This window comes from Microcoleus sp. CAWBG27 (assembly GCF_020883145.1).
Taxonomy (GTDB): Bacteria; Cyanobacteriota; Cyanobacteriia; order Cyanobacteriales; family Microcoleaceae; genus Microcoleus.
The window spans coordinates 54,632-73,390 of sequence record NZ_JAHREU010000017.1 but is presented as its reverse complement, the minus strand read 5'-3'; the positions used below and the strand labels follow the sequence as shown (position 1 = coordinate 73,390).

16 protein-coding genes are annotated in these 18,759 nt (G+C 44.3%); 8 read left to right on the top strand and 8 right to left on the bottom strand.

The annotated features are described in order from the left end of the window. Positions 1 to 301: 301 nt before the first annotated feature. A complete protein-coding gene (locus tag QZ938_RS12560) occupies positions 302 to 505 on the bottom strand; it encodes a hypothetical protein (protein WP_293193830.1) in 204 nt (67 codons plus the stop codon). 157 nt (positions 506 to 662) lie between these two features. Between QZ938_RS12560 and QZ938_RS12555 the strand changes: the two genes are divergently transcribed. Further along, positions 663 to 3,050, top strand: a complete 2,388-nt coding sequence (locus QZ938_RS12555) for an NACHT domain-containing NTPase (RefSeq protein WP_293351716.1) — start codon at positions 663 to 665, stop codon at positions 3,048 to 3,050. Positions 3,051 to 3,265: 215 nt separating this feature from the next. On the opposite strand, the gene QZ938_RS12550 is transcribed toward QZ938_RS12555, so the two are convergent. Together QZ938_RS12550 and trxA are read right to left on the bottom strand one after the other, a co-directional pair. Then, a complete protein-coding gene (locus QZ938_RS12550; protein WP_293351714.1) occupies positions 3,266 to 3,856 on the bottom strand; it encodes a hypothetical protein in 591 nt (196 codons plus the stop codon). A 142-nt stretch (positions 3,857 to 3,998) separates the two neighbouring features. Next, the gene (gene trxA, locus QZ938_RS12545) at positions 3,999 to 4,316 is read right to left on the bottom strand and encodes a thioredoxin (RefSeq protein ID WP_293148879.1); all 318 of its coding nucleotides are present in this window, start codon (positions 4,314 to 4,316) and stop codon (positions 3,999 to 4,001) included. Positions 4,317 to 4,698: 382 nt separating this feature from the next. Here trxA and fabG point away from each other — a divergent pair, with 382 nt between their 5' ends. Then, positions 4,699 to 5,463: a 3-oxoacyl-[acyl-carrier-protein] reductase gene (gene fabG, locus QZ938_RS12540; RefSeq protein WP_293351712.1), complete on the top strand. Its 765-nt coding sequence runs from the start codon at positions 4,699 to 4,701 to the stop codon at positions 5,461 to 5,463. Positions 5,464 to 5,810: 347 nt separating this feature from the next. Here fabG and QZ938_RS12535 read toward each other — a convergent pair whose 3' ends face one another. Next, positions 5,811 to 6,854 (bottom strand): adenylate/guanylate cyclase domain-containing protein, encoded by a 1,044-nt coding sequence (locus QZ938_RS12535; protein WP_293351710.1) that lies wholly within the window; start codon positions 6,852 to 6,854, stop codon positions 5,811 to 5,813. A gap of 475 nt (positions 6,855 to 7,329) precedes the next feature. Between QZ938_RS12535 and QZ938_RS12530 the strand changes: the two genes are divergently transcribed. Together QZ938_RS12530 and QZ938_RS12525 are read left to right on the top strand one after the other, a co-directional pair. Next, positions 7,330 to 8,463, top strand: a complete 1,134-nt coding sequence (locus QZ938_RS12530) for a class I SAM-dependent methyltransferase (protein WP_293148872.1) — start codon at positions 7,330 to 7,332, stop codon at positions 8,461 to 8,463. A gap of 283 nt (positions 8,464 to 8,746) precedes the next feature. After that, on the top strand, positions 8,747 to 9,526 hold the full coding sequence (locus QZ938_RS12525) for a photosystem II S4 domain protein (protein WP_293148871.1): 780 nt from the start codon (positions 8,747 to 8,749) through the stop codon (positions 9,524 to 9,526). Between the two features lie 387 nt (positions 9,527 to 9,913). Here QZ938_RS12525 and QZ938_RS12520 read toward each other — a convergent pair whose 3' ends face one another. Further along, entirely contained in the window at positions 9,914 to 10,693 is a 780-nt protein-coding gene (locus tag QZ938_RS12520; protein ID WP_293351708.1) for an SDR family oxidoreductase, read from the bottom strand. Between the two features lie 98 nt (positions 10,694 to 10,791). On the opposite strand from QZ938_RS12520, the gene QZ938_RS12515 reads away from it, so the two are divergent. Both QZ938_RS12515 and QZ938_RS12510 read left to right on the top strand, forming a co-directional pair. After that, a complete protein-coding gene (locus QZ938_RS12515; protein ID WP_293351706.1) occupies positions 10,792 to 12,129 on the top strand; it encodes a hypothetical protein in 1,338 nt (445 codons plus the stop codon). 273 nt (positions 12,130 to 12,402) lie between these two features. Continuing rightward, complete coding sequence (locus tag QZ938_RS12510) at positions 12,403 to 12,705, top strand: hypothetical protein (RefSeq protein WP_293148865.1); 303 nt, start codon at positions 12,403 to 12,405, stop codon at positions 12,703 to 12,705. A 100-nt stretch (positions 12,706 to 12,805) separates the two neighbouring features. Here QZ938_RS12510 and QZ938_RS12505 read toward each other — a convergent pair whose 3' ends face one another. From QZ938_RS12505 to QZ938_RS12495, 3 genes are all read right to left on the bottom strand, one after another. Further along, a complete protein-coding gene (locus QZ938_RS12505) occupies positions 12,806 to 13,042 on the bottom strand; it encodes a 2Fe-2S iron-sulfur cluster binding domain-containing protein (RefSeq protein ID WP_293148863.1) in 237 nt (78 codons plus the stop codon). A gap of 399 nt (positions 13,043 to 13,441) precedes the next feature. Then, positions 13,442 to 14,908 (bottom strand): cobyric acid synthase CobQ, encoded by a 1,467-nt coding sequence (gene cobQ, locus QZ938_RS12500; protein ID WP_293148861.1) that lies wholly within the window; start codon positions 14,906 to 14,908, stop codon positions 13,442 to 13,444. A 362-nt stretch (positions 14,909 to 15,270) separates the two neighbouring features. Continuing rightward, the gene (locus QZ938_RS12495; protein WP_293351704.1) at positions 15,271 to 16,854 is read right to left on the bottom strand and encodes a Ycf66 family protein; all 1,584 of its coding nucleotides are present in this window, start codon (positions 16,852 to 16,854) and stop codon (positions 15,271 to 15,273) included. 530 nt (positions 16,855 to 17,384) lie between these two features. On the opposite strand from QZ938_RS12495, the gene QZ938_RS12490 reads away from it, so the two are divergent. Beyond that, positions 17,385 to 17,567 carry a hypothetical protein gene (locus QZ938_RS12490; RefSeq protein WP_293351702.1) on the top strand — a complete coding sequence of 61 codons (183 nt, stop codon included), beginning with the start codon at positions 17,385 to 17,387 and terminating at the stop codon, positions 17,565 to 17,567. Between the two features lie 491 nt (positions 17,568 to 18,058). Continuing rightward, positions 18,059 to 18,496 (top strand): hypothetical protein, encoded by a 438-nt coding sequence (locus QZ938_RS12485; protein WP_293148855.1) that lies wholly within the window; start codon positions 18,059 to 18,061, stop codon positions 18,494 to 18,496. Positions 18,497 to 18,759 lie beyond the last annotated feature (263 nt).

Below are 18,759 nucleotides of genomic sequence, written 5' to 3'. Positions count from 1 at the left end.
TTAGAAATTGGGAAATTGTTAAAGATCGAGATATCGCTTGAATCGATCTGAAATGTCTTTTTCTATTTTAATGTAAGTGAAATATGACAATACTTCGGACAGTTTTTTAACGACTCTGTAAGCCTTACAGCGTAAGCCCTGGCATTTTTAATGGTTTTTTGAAACGAGCGGGCTAGACTCAAAGATTGAAAAAATACCCATCCCTATAGCCATCAAGGGTTTGAGATACTCGATTAGATCTAAAACTGTCCGAAGTATTGATATGAGGAAGCGACCTGCACGCGATCGCTCCCCCTTAGTATTACTTGCGATCGCGCAAGTGCAGGCTTGTTAGTTTGCTTGTGTCTGTTTCACTCTGCTCATCTTTCTGTAACGCTGCCAGGATTTGAAAGCAAAACCGGAGCAGAAAGAGCAAAAATCCTGCATGGGGATTGAGCCAAGTAGCAATGCCTACCATAGCAAACTCGATTACCTTAAGCCATTTCTTTTTGTTGTTGCCAGACATCGCTTAGACCTCTTGTGAATTGCATAAATCCACTATCCCAACAGGATTTGAGAGATTTTATCCAAACATTAGGCTGACTTTGGCTGACTTTGACTGACTTGTCTCCAAGAATCGCAAATTAGTCGCTAGAATAGCTGTAAAGCTTTAATCTCAATCAATGCAGTCGTTACCGCGTGAGTTTCTTGCCAAACTAGCTAAGAAGTATGACCTCTCTCCTGAACAAGAGGAAGCTTTCGTTGCACGTTTTAGTGGCAAGGAAAGTAATTTAGAGATTGCAGAAACTATGTTTATCTCGGAATCCGCATTTGGAACCCGGATGAACGGAGTGTATAGAAAGTTCAGCATAGGTGGTAAAGGACCGGGTAAACTCCGAAAACTGCACGATTTCCTACTGAATGAATATCAGAAATCAAACTTTTCTGAAACTTTAGGTTTCAGCAACAAGGTAAGTGGGATTGATGAGTTGGTGGAAGAGATGCGCCAGCGCATTCGTCCAATCATTCAAGAACGTTGTGGCACGATGCGCGTGTTAGACATGAACCAACCAATCGGACTTAACGACATTTATACCCACGTCAACATTCTAGAAAAAATTACTGGACGCAAACGACTACAGCTTTCTCAACTACCACAACAAGTTTCACCACAAGAGTTCGATCGCTTTAGCCTTGGATCTGTTAAAGAGCAGCGTGTTCCGGGATTAAAAGCTATTGAAAAACACAACAAACTGATGATCCTTGGAAAACCAGGTGCAGGAAAAACTACTTTCCTCAAGCATTTGGCAATTCAATGTATTGGCAGCGTACTCCAAGTTCATCGCGTTCCTATTTTCATCACTCTCAAAGATTTTGCTGAAGCTGATGGACAACCAGACTTGATATCATACATTAATTCATTAATTTCGTCTCCCGCAGAAATCAAAAATTTTTCATCCTTACAAACTCCAACACCCACTCAACAAATCTTAGAAAACGGACGCACTCTAATCTTCCTGGATGGATTAGATGAAGTGCGCGAAACTGATGCTAAGCGAGTCCTGCGCCAAATTCAGCAATTCGCCGATAACTACTCCCGCAATGCCTTTGTTATCACCTGTCGCATCGCTGCTCGCGAATACACTTTCCAACAGTTTACAGAAGTTGAAGTTGCCGATTTCGATGATGTTCAGATTGCCGACTTCTCCAAGAAATGGTTTCATTGCAAACAGGATACACTCAAAGCTGATCGCTTTATCCAAAAACTGAGAGAAAACCCACCTATCTACGAACTGGCAACCAATCCATTGCTGCTTACTCTGCTGTGCTTAGTGTTTGAAGATTCTGGTGATTTTCCCGCCAACCGTGCCGAACTCTATCAAAACGGCGTAGATGTGTTGCTAAAAAAATGGGACATCAAACGCAATATCGATCGCGATGAAGTCTACAAAAAGTTGTCCCTGAAACGCAAAGAAGACTTACTCAGCCAGATTGCCTATCGTACTTTTGAAGCTGGAAATTACTTCTTCAAACAAAAAGGTATTGAGCTTCAAATCCGCGAATTCATTGAAAACCTACCCGGAGCTAGCACTGATGAGCAAACCCTCGATCTAGACAGCGAAGTTGTCCTAAAATCTATTGAGGCACAGCATGGCTTATTTGTGGAACGCGCCCGTAGCATCTATTCCTTCTCGCACCTCACGTTCCATGAATACTTTACTGCAAAATATATTGTTGCTCAATGCAATTTTTCATCAATAGACGATCCAATACTGAATAAATTAGTAGAACGTTTGACAGAAGTTCGCTGGCGTGAGGTTTTTTTATTAACCATTGAAATGTTGCCAGAATCAACTACACTTCTGTTGTTGATGAAGAGAAAAGTTGATTCCATAATGTCTGTAGATAGTGCCTTGCAAGACTTTCTGTATTGGGTTCACTTAAAATCTTTAAAAGTCAACGATGATTTTCATCAGCCTGTTGCTCTCAGAGTTTTTTACTTTTGTCTTGAATGTATTTACGGATTGCATATTTTTTATGAAGATGAACCTATAGATATAATGGATAAATTTAGAATTTCGCGTGATGGTATGGAAGGTATTTTTAGTTTAGACTTCGATGTAGCATTATATCGATTATTTAGTTTTAGTAACTGCTGTTGGTTCTCACCGAAAAATGCGCTCGCCAATCTAGTAAATGATATAGTTCAACACTACAATCTCAGATATTCATTAAAAAATGACTTTGAAGCACTTATAAAATCTCTGCCTGATTTCCCAGATCCTGAAGAAAACAAACAACAATTTCAGGAAATTTGGGAAAATGTACAATCGACTTGGACTGAGCAGCTAAGAAAAATAATGATTAAATATCGTCGATTAGGTTGTGATTGGCAGTTCAGCAAACAGCAGATTGAAATGCTTAAAGAATACTATGAGGCTAATAATTTCTTACTAGATTGCCTCGATAGCGATTGCTACGTTAGCCGTAGTGTGCGAGAAGAAATTGAGGAGAATTTATTGTTGCCGATCGCAGAAATTGAAAAACGCAAACGCGAAGAATCAGAATAGATCGATCGCTCCTGGTATTGGTTTGCGATCGATTATTCAGCAAGCCCTAACTAGACATTCCAGATCGCCTCTGTCTGGATTTGATATCGCGTTCGATCGAGTGCAATAACGGTTTGTATTAGATCGACTTCATAAAATAGCACTATAAATCTCTAGCGCTTCTCACGCTTGATGAGGTACAGCAGAACCTTTGAATTTCAGGATATAATTCCACACTACAGAAAACTAATTTTAATTATAGACCGCACGTAAAACAACACATATCCAATTAAATAAAAACAATTAACTAAAATCAACAATCCCTTGCCAACATAAGAGTTAATCAAACCAAAAACATGATAGGATGACAGCAACACTAGCAACATTTCAACAAAAGAAACGATCGAGCCGTAGTGATTTCTATCCCAATAAGAAAGCGGGCTGATAAAACGGTAATTACTGAACGGGAAAAAGTGTCGGTGAGCGTCGTCATTATGCACTGGCAAATCTCCCAAAGAGTGCAGAATCATGCTCATAAACAAAATTTGCACGCTTTGCCAGCCAAAATAATAAGCAATTACCCAGCCGATCGCAGCTAGGGGGATAGAATGAAACAAAGCCACAATATTCTGGACAACAGGCTCATAGTATGCTTCCGACCAGATTTTAGCTTCCGGCAAGCGAGCAATGTACTTCGCCCAAAAGTAAAATAAAAATATCGGGATATCGGGTAAGATTCCGCCGATCGCAATAATCAGATTAAATTGCGGCTGTTGCGGTTTACCCAGAATAGCTAGATTGATAATCGCGTGACTGGGAGTTTTCATAAGACAAAAATGCACAATTGGTTTGTAGTGAGGACTTTAGTCCTTCCAAAAGAGGACTAAAGTCCTTACTACGAACCTAACTTCCTCGTTGGTAGTAAGGACTTTAGTCCTTTCAGATAAAAGTGAAGTCCTGACTACCAACCTACAAATGAGGTTGCAGTCGATCGATCAACTGCGCCGGTTGCAATACTCCCTCAATGCGATCGACCTCAACACCATTTTTGAACAGCACCAAAGTCGGCAAAGCATAAATGTGAAACTGCGACGCCAACTGTTCGTACTTATCCGTATCAATCTTAACAACCATGAGCTTATCTTTGGTCTGACCGCTCACCTGCTCTAAAATCGGCACCATCATCTGACAAGGCCCGCACCAAGTAGCATAAAAATCTACCAGTACAGGCAAGTCGGAGCTCGATAGTAACTCTTCAAAACTGTTGAACTGTTTTTGAACTGCCATCTTAAAAATGTGGTAAAGGGACGCCCATTATACCCGAAGGGTTAACGAGTAGGGAATTGCGACAACTCAATTAGTGTCAAATTAAGACTAAAAACCTTGAGAAATCTCGCTTTTAATCGAGTCTCGATCCCCCTAAATCCCCCTTAAGAAGGGGGACTTTGAGCACCTCCGGTTCCCCTCTTCTGTAGGGGCGGTGCCCCCGTGCCCGCCCTCGGCTAGGGGGATCTAGGCCTTAATCGTCAGACAGTAGACCGGCACTAGATTTGACGTGTTGGTTGACACTAATACTCAAAACTGAACTCAGTAAGTCAGTATAAATTTTTTTGGTTCTGGATCGATTTTAGTGCAGAATTCTGTGAGCATAGATTTTGAGGACAGAATTATGGAATTATTGCCAGAGACATATCAGCGATTGCGGGGTCAAGTTGCAGTTGTCACCGGTGCATCGCGGGGAATCGGGCGGGCGATCGCTCTAAGCTTAGCAGCAGAAGGCGCTAAAGTCGCCGTTAACTATGCGAGTTCCAGCGCTGCGGCTGATGAGGCCGTAGCAGAAATTATTGCAGCAGGCGGAGAAGCTGTGGCCCTTGGGGCAGATGTCTCCAAAACTGACCAAGTGGATGCACTCATCAGCAATGTCATGGAAAAATGGGGACGAATTGACATTTTGGTGAACAATGCCGGCATCACCCGGGATACATTGCTGCTGCGGATGAAGCTAGAAGATTGGCAAGCAGTGATTGATTTGAATCTCACCGGCGTATTTTTGTGTACAAAAGCTGCTAGTAAAATCATGTTGAAACAGCGCAGCGGCCGAATTATTAATATTGCTTCGGTTGCCGGTCAAATGGGAAATCCCGGACAAGCTAATTACAGTGCGGCGAAGGCTGGAGTAATTGGATTTACAAAAACTGTGGCAAAAGAGTTAGCAAGTCGTGCGATTACGGTAAATGCAGTTGCACCGGGTTTTATTACCACAGATATGACCAAGGATGTCAAATCTGACGATATTTTGAAGTACATTCCGCTGGGAAGATACGGCGAAGTTGACGAAGTTGCGGGGATGGTGAAGTTTTTGGCGGCGGATGCGGCGGCGGCCTATATTACCGGGCAAGTTTTTAATGTCGATGGTGGCATGGTGATGGCTTAAGATTTGATTTTATAACCGCAGATATCTGCGGTTATGATTTTATCTCAAATACCTGTAAGCTGGTTATCAGTAAACCTTCCAGGTACGTAGTTGCGATGAAAGCGCTCCGAAAGGTACGTAGTTGCGATGAAAGCGCTCCGGGAGCATCTAATTTTTTTACAAACCATTTTTTTACAACACAATAACAGGTAGGTAAAGGATTACCGATGTATAGCATTTCTCAAAAAGATGAGGTATAATTGACAGCTTATATAACCCTTAAACTCAGAGGGCTGAAGCCCAACAACGTACCTCACAACGTACCTCACTTTTTTAAGAACCGCTATATGCCGATCGCAATCTAAGTTTCACAATCTAAATTTTTTCCGAGCCCAATTCCGTACCGCAGCCAATAAACCCATTAAACTCTTGAAAATGCGCTGCAAAACTGAACTTTTCTTAACCTGGGAAATCTCCTCAATTTCTACTGGTAGCGGTGGCATTCCGACAACTTCGTAAAGCGGATATTCGCCGCTCTTTCCGGGAATTTTAACTGATACGCACTGGTTGACGATCGCCAATTCCTTCACTTCCTCATAAGTTTCCTCGGAAATCAGCAAACTTGTTCCCACTTGCTTGTTTGCAGCTTCAATCCGGCTGGCAAAATTTACCGCATCCCCGATCGCCGTTACCGTCTGATTTTTCTGGGCCCCCAGATTCCCCACAACCGCCAAACCGCAGTGAATCCCAATCCCAATCCGCAACCGGTGATGGTATAAAGTCTCAAAATAAGGATTTAGTTTGTCCAATTCCTCCAGCATCTCCACCCCAGCCCTCACCGCTTGTTCCGCTGCCTTCTCTGAGTTTTCTAACCCAAACAGCGCCATAAAACCGTCGCCCATATAATTATTAATCATCCCGCCGTTGCGGTTGATCGCATAACCCATTTTTTGGAAATAGCGATTTAAAATATAAATTACATCATAGGGTAACAGCGATTCTGCAAAGGCGGTAAACCCTCGAATATCGGCAAACAAAATTGCTATTTTTTTTTCTTGGCCCACAGGTGCAGAAATGAAGTTTCCGGCGATTTCGTCGTTAAAGGTTTCTAAGTCTTCAGAATCGATCGCCAGACGGCGCAAAATCACCTTCCCGCCCGCAACCTGTGTCTGACACGCCAGCCTAATTTCGGGATCTAGGCGCAGTTTGTTCGCGAGCTCATCTTCCGCGGAATTGCGGGGCGAGCAAAATTCCAAACCTTCGACTATCAAGACGCGACAAGTCGAACACCGCGCACTACCACCACAGGCGTGGGTGTGGGGAATACCTGCACGCAGGGAAGCTTCCAGAATTATATCGTCGTCGTCTATCTCGATCGCGCGATCGTCCGGCAGATAGTGAATCTGTGGCATATGTGGCGTTTCTAACTAAGTAGCGAGGCATGAAGCGGACATCTGTTATTGCAACGACTCTCTATGCAAACCCGGTTTTTCGACATTTTTTCTGCATTGCCTGATTCCTTCAGTATAAATGGCGATCGGCATTAGCTTCTCGTGCCGTCCACTCAACCGCCAAACAAACTCAGCTTTAAATCGGCGATCGCACCCTCAAAACACCTCAATTCAAGCTTCATTAAAGTCTGTGGAATTAGTCTCAAATCTCCCATCTAAAATTTTAAATTAACTGACATAATTCTTAATAAATTTATGATAGCTCAAAACCCTTTAAATCCGTTATCGAATCTCCTTCACCCCCCCGATATTTTGATAGGTTTGTAGATTTTTGCTATGCAAACCATACTTGGCAATAGTTTTAGCTGTTGGGTTCTCTAACCGCCAGCAAATTTGCTTGAGATAGAATAGCAGCATCTTTAAAACCCGTATAACCATGAGTTCATCAACAGCCCTACAAAACATCGAACAGCACATCCCGCTGGTGGGAAATATCCATCTCAAAAGCCCGATCGCCTATCGAGCAACCCGCGTCGCAGTCAGTGCAGTTAACGCGGTGCAAATGGCAGTAGCAGAGTCTTATATCAACGGCTTAGAAGTACCGGATTCTGTATTGCGAAGTCTTTTTGATACCTGTATGCCCGTCTTTTTTAAGTATTTTCCCTCTCTGCTCGCACCCTACGAATGGGTACTCAAAGAAACAGAGCATACAGCCGAAAGCCCGCGAGATTTAATGAAAATTCAGTACGACTTGCCTCAAGCTATGCTGAATCCCATGTTAGGCGAGAGCAAACTGATTTATCCGAAATACAGCATGGGATTGTGGGAAAAAGGAGCAGCCAACCTCGAACAATCCCAAATTCAGATGATTGATGATGTAATTGAGAAACTAGAGATTCAGGATGGCGATCGCATTTTAGACTTTGGCTGCGGTTGGGGCTGCGTTCCCAATTACATTCTTTCCAAATTCCCCAATGTCCAGTTTACTGGCATTAATCTCAGCCACCATCAATGCGAATATATGCGTCACAGGATGCAAGATCCCGACAGCTACCTTAGTTCAGGTCGATTCACTCTATTTGAAGGCGATTTGAACGACGCCCAATTCGATACCAAATTTGACAAAATTCTCTCGATCGGAGTTTTTTGTCATGTCGGTAATTTAACCAAAGCTTTCCAAAAGCTCGCCTCTTTCCTCAAAGATAACGGCCGCGCATTCATTCACATCATCACCGTTCGTACTCCTAACAACATCTCCAGCGTTTTCACCCACAAATACATTTTCCCCCACGGCCGTTACTGGAAATACGATGCCGTTCCCAGCCACAACAAAGACCTCAAAACCATCAAACAATGGTATCTCAACGGTTACAATTACTCTACAACCTTTGCTAACTGGCTGAAAAACTTTGATGACTCTCAGCCGATAGTCAAAGATTTAGACTACGGCATCGACTATGCCAAATTCCGCAGAATCTGGCGGTTTTACTTGATTTGGTTTGTTGCTAATTTCGCCAGTTGCGATGGTGAATATAACGGCAACGGTCAATATCTAATGGTTCATGCCTAATTGCTGACATTCCTGGACGCATCAACCGGGTTTTTCAACCGCCATTCTTCGTTAATTAAAGAATCTCACCTGTCGGGAAACGGCGCTGCCGTGTCCGGCGGGGAGTTCAGGCAATAACAGCTAATTGTTGCTACGGTTATTAAACGTAGCAACAATTTTTGATGCTTGGTATTATTTGACGATCTTAGACTATAATTAAAGTAGTGGGACTGTTAAAGAAGTAGACTTTTGAGTTACTACAGCAACATGAAGGCAATTTCAAATTAGAATCTAAAATTGACTGATGTTACAAAAAGAAGAACTGTTAAAAGGCATCGAAAACCGCGAATGTGTGGCGCGGGCATTAGACCAAGCTGAACAAGCAATTAAAACTTGGGAAGTTACTCTGACTGATTTTCTGTCGCCGCCGGAGTTGGCGGACACTCTGACGGTATTTAAGCGCTTGACTGATGTGGAATTGGTGGCTTGGGGCGGCTATCCCCAGGGTGAAAGGCAGAGAATTGCGATCGCCCGATCGGAAATCCCGATCGACTCTGGGAGTGTTAGCGTGGCTGCGGTGGAGATAGCCGGCAATTTCTTGTTTGACACCGCCAGTCACCGCGACTTCTTAGGCGCAATGCTGGGTACGGGAATTGTCCGCGAGAAAACCGGCGATGTGATTGTCTTGGGGGAACGGGGCGCGCAGGCGATCGTCATGCCCGAAATGGTAGAGTATCTGGAGATGAGTTTGCAGCAAGTGCGATCGGTTCCCGTTAAAACTCGGCGCATTGAGTTAAGCGAACTAAAAATTAGAGAACCGAAAAAGAAAGAAATGACAACCGTTGAAGCATCGATGAGATTGGATGCTGTGGCTTCTGCTGGATTCGCCATGTCTCGCAGCAAAATGGTTGAATTCATTGACAGAGGTGACGTGCGAGTTAATTGGAAAGACATCACCCAAGCTAGTTATAACGTTAAGTCGGGAGATTTAATCGCTGTTACTGGTAAGGGAAGATTGGAAATTGGGGAAGTTATGATTACTAAAAAAGAACGCTATCGAGTGCAGTTAACTCGATACTTGTAATTCGGAGAATTGGGAATTGAGATGCGGGTAAGTGCTGGAGTCAGACAGGGGTTAAAAACCCCTGTCTCACAGCGAAAGTCCAGGGTTAATTTATTGTTGGGATAGGATATATAAAACTACTAAAAGTATCGCTCAAGCTTCGGCCAAGGTACGTAGTTGCGCTTCAGCGCTCTTTATAATATTAGGAAAGAGCGCTGAAGCGCAACTACATACCTAATTTGTCTGAGGACTAAAGTCCTCACTACAAACCTTTTGTATTGCGAGCAATTGACCGAATGGGATAGGAAATTTGCGATTATTTAATCTAGCTATCCAGTCGGTTTCAAGCGACTTTCGCTATTAGCCCGGAACTTGAGTTACGGGCGGACTTAACTTAACTGCAAATTGTTAGCGCCGAAATAGCTTGGCTATCGAGTTCACCACAAGTTCTCGCGGCATAAATCGGGGCATATTTACGATTAGAGGATTCGGGAATCCGCCCGTCACGACATTGGACTGATTTTTCTCTAAAGCTTTGAGTGCATCTCGCACTACTTCATCAGCGGGGACGAGTTTTTGCCCGCTGCTAGATGCTAGGGATGCCGGAAATTCTGCTGCTTTAAAAAAATCGGATTCTGTAGGGCCCGCACAAAGTGCTAAAACCCGAATTCCTAAATCTTTGTTTTCCGCCCAAATTGCCTCGCTGAAACTTAACACAAAAGCTTTAGTTGCGGCGTAAATTGATAGGTACGGCATCGGTTGAAAGGCTGCAATAGAAGCAACATTGATGATACTTCCCGATTTTCTCTCCCGCATTCCCGACAAAAATAAGTGCGATAGCTCAACTAACGCTACAATATTCAGTTGCACCATTCCTACTTGTTTTGCTAAAGGGCGATCGGCAAAAGCGCCATAATCTCCACAACCCGCATTGTTCACCAGCAAATCAACCGTCCAACCTGTTTGAATAACCGCATCAAATACAGCAGTTGTGGCTCCTGGCGCAGTCAAATCTTGAACGATAATTTCGACCAAAATATTGAATTCCTGTTGCAGTTGAGCCGCTAGCTGCTGCAATTTCGCTTCGGAACGAGCTACCAAGATTAGATTGTGCTGGCGTTGAGCTAATTCGACGGCAAAGGCTGCGCCTATTCCACCTGAAGCACCGGTGATTAAAGCAGTTGGCATGAAGTTAATTTTGATGATTTGATTTGGGCTTTATATATTTTAACAATTATCTCGTCTAGCAGCCTGTAGAATAATTTAAAAGGGAATAGGTGAGTTTTATGGGGCGTCTTACCGATCGAGCTTTTGACATTTTACGGGCGGAAGTTGACAAGTGCGCGGCTGATGATGCTCTAGCGGGTGGGGTTTACCGCAAGATGGTGATGAAGCGGCTGGAGAAATTGCGATCGCAAAACGGCACTTTCGCATCCAGAGAAGAAATCCGCGATACTTTCAAAGACGAATTTCCCACATTCAGCGAAGAAGCTCTCAAAGCTGCTGTCAAAGCCAACCGCGCGCCCGGATTGTTTGATAAAATCATCTGGGTTGGCGGTTTGCTGGGTGGCGCAGGGGGGATAATTTGGCTGATTAACCTGCCTTTCCCGATGATTCGGTGGCCCGTGGCGAACACTATGCCGATCCTGCTGCTGCCTAGCTTTATTAGTATGGATTACAATTACCGACAGGCGATCGCCCTCGTGGAACAATCCGATCAACTGGTTAACAAAGCTACGGCTGCGGCAGATTTTGAATATGGCGACACGAAAGTAAAACAAGCTCAAAAACACCTCGATGCTTTGCCGGTGTGGTTCCTCGGCTACTATCCAAAAACTTATTGCTCTTTTTCCGGCTGCACTTGGCGCTTTACAGTGGATGAATTTCAAGCCGCCCGCAAAAATATCGGGCGGATGGATGCTCAAATTTTTCAGCAAAAAAATGCTTTTGCTGAGTTAAATCAAGTCGAACAAACTCTCGATGCCGCAAAACAGCAGTACCAGCAAGCGAAAACTGCCGCCGACAGGCAAAAAGCGACTGGAAATTGGCAAAGTGCGATCGATAAACTCAATCAAATCCCCGCCGACACCCTCGCCGGAGAAACTGCTAAGAAAAAACTCCAAGCAGCGGAGAGAGATTTTCAAGCAATGGGAGGAATCGCCACCGGTTCGGTACACGCCGACAACTTAATTGAAGCAGCCAAAGAATTTGCTCTTTCTGCCGCCGTCGCCTCCCAAAAACCGCCACATCCAGCCGCACAGTGGGAACAAATAGCAGGATTGTGGGAAGAAGCAATTAACCGACTGAAAATGATTCCTGTCGATAACCCGGGCTATCTCGATGCTCAAACCAAACTCGCCCAATACCAGAAAAATTTAGGAATTTCCCAGATTAGAGTCCAAGCAGAAAAAGATTCTGCCAAAGCTTTACAAGAAGCTAAAAGTTTGTTTGCTAACTTGCAAAATAATGTAAATTCTCCCAGTCAAAATCCTGGTTACGCCCTCAGCCAATTGCAACAGATTATCAATCAATTAGAATCTGTCAAACCTGGGACAACTGTTTATCCCGAATCTCAAAAATGGCTGCAATCTGCTCGCAAAAAACAGCAAGAATGGCAAAAATAATTAAGTAGTAGTCGGTTAGTATAGCCTTTCTCAAATAGGTAAGGTACGTTGTTGGGCTTCAGCCCTCTGAGAGTGATTATATAGTAAGCGAGGTCGCATCAAAAACTCCATTTACATTCATACCTCATCTTTCTGATAAATGCTATAGTGAGGACTTTAGTCCTTCTTTCTGCGGACTAAAGTCCGCACTACGAACCGATAAGATTAGTTTGTAGTGAGGACTTTAGTCCTCAGAAATGCGGACTTAAGTCCGCACTACGAACGAATCTGTGGGTGACGATTGAAATATTTAAAAGTGCGATCGCATTTCTGCACATTAACACACCCTACTTGACAATTACAAGGCAGTCAGAAACAACGGCGTATCAATCAATCGCACACCTCGATCGCAATACCGCCATATCTCCCTTCCTCGGCCCAACACTTGACCCCTTCAATATAGCAAAGCTGGCTGGGATACTCTTCTTGAGTATCCACTACGACAGCCTCAACACCTCCATCCATGGAGTTGTTAAAAAATTGTACCTTGCGCCCTTGACTGTCACAGGCTTTGCTACGGCAAGTCGAACATACTAGACGGGGATGTCGATCCCAATATGGCGATAGGATGGAACAGATGGGACAGGGCTTAAATTGTCGATCGCTCATACAAAGATGCCATTAAAAAATATATCGATTACCAAGTCGGATCGACATACACATTAATTGTAACTTGCTTTTTCCCCGAAGGTATGCCGGAAATACAAGCACAAATCGCCTCCCCGTCATCAATTTCTACTTCACAAGCATGACAAGAACCCATCATACAACCAGTAGGAATAGAAACCCCTGCACGTTTGGCTACATCTAGCAAAAGCTCTCCCGCTTCTGCTTCGACTGTCACATTATCTGGCAAAAAAACAATCTTTATCATTTAATTTTTCCTTTTGATATAGCGGTTCTCAGAAAGATGGGGTACGTTGTTGGGCTTTAGCCCTCTTATTTTAAGTGGTTATATAAGCTGTCAGTCATACCTCATCTTTTTGAGAAAGGCCATAACACATTTTTTACCAAGTTTTGCTCTCAAAAAAATTGAGGTTTATTGATAAGAACTATCAACCACAGGTGCGTCGCTCTGAGATTTTTGGTACTTAGTTAGGTTTTTTTCATGGCGACGCACCCTACGATTGGTAAAAAACAAATTTTTGTCATTTAAATTATAACCTCCGCTCTAACAAACAACTGTCAACTGTCAACTGTCAACTGTCAACTGTCAACTGTCAACTGTCAACTGTCAACTGTCAACTGTCAACTGTCAACTGTCAACTGTCAACTAACCTAAAATATGCTTGATATCCAAATGCTTTTCCACTGTATCTGCTAGAGTTTCTAATAGAGTTTCTCTATGTTCTCGGTAATTCGGAATACCTGTGGGCAATGCACGGAGTCCCCGCTGTTGGCGCAAGTGATTTAACCAAGCCCGCCGCCAAGCTCCATTGTCAAATATGCCGTGCAGGTACGTCCCCCAAACTGATTGAGAAGTGTTGACAATTCCTAAAGTTGGATCGTCAAATAACGGTTGAGTCAAATCTGACTCTATCATCTGGGTTCTTCCTTGATGAATTTCGTAACCGGAAACTGGTAAACCCGGTTGAGGATAGTTAGATGTTACGATCCGCTGGCGGGCAATTTTGTTTGGTGCGATCGCAGTTTTCAAAGGCAATAACCCCAATCCTTTGAACTCTCCCTTTTCTCCCTCAAGGCCTTCTCTATCAGTAATACTTTCTCCCAGCATCTGAAAGCCACCACAAACTCCCATGACTGTACCGCCAGCTACTAAGTAATTTTTAATCGCTTCTGCCATGCCTGTTTGGCGCAGCACCTGCAAATCTGAAATTGTAGTTTTAGATCCTGGTAAAATCACGGCGTCTGGATGGCCTAACGGGTCTTTGGGGCTGATATATTTGACAGTGACAGTGGTTTCCGATTCCAGGGGGTCAAAGTCGGTAAAATTGGAAATTCGGGGCAGCCGGATGACAGAAATATTCAAGTCGGTTTGAGAATTGGGAGAACGCCGATCGAGTAAATCGAGGGAATCTTCCGAGGGAAACACTTCATCTATCCAAGGAATCACCCCAACTACGGGGATTCCCGTCCTTTCTTCCAGCCAAGTCAAGCCCGGATCTAAAATCGATTTTTGGCCTCGGAACTTATTAATAATGAATCCTTTAATTAAAGCGCGTTCGTCAGGATCGAGCAATTCCAAAGTACCGATAATGTGAGCAAAAGCGCCACCGCGATCGATATCAACTACTAGCAAAGTCCGAGCATTCAGATGTTTTGCTACCCGCATATTAGTTAAATCGCGGTGTTTGAGATTGATTTCTGCTGGACTTCCTGCTCCTTCGCACACAATCATGTCAAATTCTTGACCGAGAAATTCTAAAGATTCCCGAATCACTTGCCAGCCGAGATCGAAATACTGCTCGTAATATTGAGATGCTCGCACATTTGCGATCGCCCTGCCCTTGACAATCAATTGAGAAGTCATATCTCCTTGCGGCTTGAGCAAAATCGGATTCATTTCTACCCAAGGTGCGATGCCCGCAGCCCAAGCTTGCACTGCTTGAGCATAGCCAATCTCTCCGCCGGCGGCTGTGACATAGGAATTCAGTGCCATATTCTGACCTTTAAACGGAGTTACCCGCCAGCCTCGCCGAGAAAAGATTCGACACAATGCTGCAACCAGTAAAGATTTTCCTGCGTGAGATGTTGTTCCCACGACCATAATTGCTTTCATAATATTAATTTAGAATGTAAAAACAGTTGACGGTTGACGGTTGACAGTTGGTAGGGGCGGTTGACGGTTGACGGTTGACGGTTGACGGTTGATAGTTGATAGTTGACGGTTGACCGAAGCAAACAGGAACAACGAAAAATTTAAAAGGAATAAGGAACAAGGAAAAATTTAAAATCTAGGATTTATAGCTTACAAAATTTGACCAAATAAATGGTTTTTTTATTGGCTCTAGGGGTGACAACGAATTGGTTTTGAGGGAAAACCCGATTTGTCGCCACCCGCACCTAAGTCCTAAAAGGAAGACAGAAGAAGGTAGAAGACAGAATTAAAACAATTCTGGTTTCTACCTTTTGCTTTTTGCCTCAAGATGACGGCCTATCTTCGCCGGATACATTCTCAGACTTGGATTCAGTGGCTGGTTTGGCCTGTTCAACTAAATCCGGTTGCGCTCCGTCAGACGAGGGTTTTTCTTCTGTGGATTCGATCGAGATTGTTGATACTGAAACCGTTTCTACCTGAACGCTCAACCCTGGTTCTCCGGGTACTTCTATCTCTACAGGCGGTGCTGAAACGATTTCCACCACAGTCATTTCTAGAGATACAGCAGGAGATTCTGCTTCGGTTGCGCCTGCTGCTGCTTTGGGTTCACCAACCGCATCCGCAGGTGTTTCTTGAGCCAACGGATCTGTTTGGCTTTGTGCCGGCGATCCGTCGTCTAAAATCGAACTTTCCCCTATTTTGGCAGAATTCGCCGCAGTTTCTGTTGCTATCAACTCGGCCATTGCTTCCACATCGGTGGGAAACGGCACTGCTTCGCTGGTTTCGGCTGCGACTTCGGCCGCAGCCTCGGCTAATTCTGATTCGAGAATCTGGTCGATATCCGGTGCAGGAATTGTCGTTACCTTAGATTCAGGAGATTCAGGTGCGATCGACTCAGGTGCCACTTTCGGCTTTGTCACCGGAGTATTTGCATCAGGCTTGTTTTTAGCCGCACCCCGTCCCAACATACCGCCGAGACTATTTTTGAGATTCCCGAACAGACTTCCGAAACCGCCTGATTTTTTAGCTGTTTTGGCAGGAGTTGGGTTTGCCGTTGGGGCTGCGGTTGCGGTTGCTGTCGCCGTTGGGGCCGCCGTTGTAGCATCAGACTGGGACTCTTTAGCCCTCGATCTCCACATCTGGTCAAAATCATCATCATCGTCATCATCATCAGCCTGCTTTTTGGCTTCTGGCTGAGCCTCTGCTGGCTCTACCGTTGGTGCAGCCGCAATTTCTGAAAATTCTAGAGGTGAAGGCAAAGGAGTGAAGTTGCTGGCTAATTCTGCTGGGGCTGGTGAAGTCTCAGCAGGAGCATTGTCAACCGAAAACACCGGTATTTCTGTAATTGCGGGTGCTTTTGAGTCGGGAGTTTTTAAGTCAGGGCCGATCGCACTTTCGGGAATGCTTTCGGGAATGCTTTCGGGAATGCTTTCGGGAATAATCTCAGCGATTTGCCCAGTCGCCGGTTGTGCTTCTACCTTTGCCTGGCCCTGATTCGCAGGTGCTGGAACAGCATCAGCTTTTGGTTTGGGCGATCGAACAAACTTCGGTTTTTTAGCTGCGGGTTCAGGTTTCTTACCAAACAAACCGGATAAAGGCCCGCCCATCGCCCCGGCCAAATTCGCCGCCTGAGGAATCGGCGTTTGCTGAGCCACCGGCGTCACCTGCCGGCGCAAAGTCAGAGTTTCCCAGGCAAACCAGCCCAGCAGAGCCACACCCGCCATTTGACCAAGCAGGAGAGCACCAGTAATTCGCCCCGCACAAGTCCATAAAATTAACGCATAAAAAAGTCCTACCCCGCTCCAGGTAAAATCACTTTTCCGGTGAACCTCTGGAAAAAAGAAGGCCGCCATGTAAATACTAAAGCTGCCCAGACCGACCGCCAACGCCAGAATGTATGCAAGCATCTTGTCGGTACCTCCGCTGTGTCAAATAACTTCTACGCGCTAATTCTACCTTTGCGAGACACTCAACGGCTTCTTTCTGAAGGACAATTCCCGATTTGGAACGAATTTCGGCAAAGAATTTTGTACCGGATGTAACGGATTGACAGGATTTAAGGGTGGAATTCTGAGGAGCATCTCAATTTTTGCAAAAATATATTTTTTCTTTGAGTCCCTTCCTCGCTCGCGATATACACTTCGCTCTTCGGGGACAGCACTATAAAATGCAAAACACAGAGGCTCCCGAAGTCAGAGAAAAGAAACAAAAACCAATAACGAAGAAATCGCAGGCAATATTTCGCCTCTCCCCCTCTCCCCCTCTCCCCCTTTCCCTCTCTCCCCTTCTCCCCTTCTCCCCCTCTCCCCCTCTCCTCGATCGTGATATCTATCACTAAACTAGCGTTGGCGCGATCGCACCTGCGGTAGACGATGTTTTGTATGTTGTAGGTGTAACAGAAGTTATGCCCTAGGGCATATGTATGGGAGACAATGCCATGTGTGAAAAACTGTTTTTAGCAGCGAGCTTAACCTTATTAGTTCACATCTTTGCTGGAGTCGGCACTTCCGCGAAATTACCAGTAAATTTCGTATTGCGATCGAGCGATCGTCCGACACAAATCCAGAAACTTCCCTTGGTTAAAGTACCTGCGAGCTTCAAGTCAAACGTCGAATCCTAACCCTCCGTGCCAGATAATTACGTGAAAGTGGGATTTATCGCAAGGCAGAGCCTGTCTAAAGTTTTTTTTTCAAGCTGTTCTCTTTTCTATTTGACTCTTCACAACTGATCGCTTTGTAGTAAGAACTTCAGTCCTCATTAAGACCGGCTAACAATAACGGAAGTGCTTGCTACAAACCCTAAATGAATAATGAGTAGCAGCTCCGATATTAATTGCCATAAAATACTCAACAAATCTCAACATCAAGTTGTGCAGTAAAAACCTTCAAACCCCAAAAAAATCTGTAATCCCGAGTAAAGCATCAAAATAGATCTACGATCGCGCTTGGGTTAATTTTTTTTGCGATCGCACAACCAGAAAGCAATTGCACTATCTGTGTTGTACAGAGTTTTGCTTCCGGGACTATCCGATCTGAAGCGTATTGATATATAATCGCCAGATGAAGCTCAAAGCTGATAACCACATAGACTGTTAAATCAAGGAAAGTGAAAATGGGACTTAGCGATATTCTTTTGAATGAAAACAAGAGAGACACTATTGTTGATGACTGTGTAAAGTTGATAGACAAACAAGTTGCAGCAGCACCGGGATTGGGCGGCCTTGCTCTGAAAGCTGCCTACTCTACCGTTAAGGGGATACGGGCTGACTATTGCGCCCAAGTCGTCGATCAACTTTTGCCCGAAATCTCGATCGCACTCGATCCAATGTGGACTGAAGCCGTAAACAATGGCAACCCAGTCGCATATCTAACTGAAAGAAAAGCTCAAGTAGCAGATCAATTGCTCCAAATCAGTGACAAAAAAGCCGAAAACAGCACCAGAGCAGTTGTCAAAGGCGCCTATGGCAAACTCCGCCCCTCCGCTAAGACTTACGTCGAAAACGGCATACCAGATTTAGCCGCAATTATAAATAAACATACCGCGAGCTGATTTTCAATAGGTGGGGATTTCCCGCCAATTGAATAAATCTACTCGTTACCAGCAATTCCTGGTAAAACAGCCGTAGGGTGCGTCGAAGAAAGAAAAATCCCTAAAAAAATATCGACAATCTCATAGCGACGCACTCCTACAAAAACACTCAAACAAAAAAACTTATTTTGTAGCATTACTTTGAAAAACTGGTACAGCGGTTCTCAGAAATATGAGGTACGTTGTTGGGCTTGGGCCCTCTTAGTTGATAGTTTAGTGGTTAT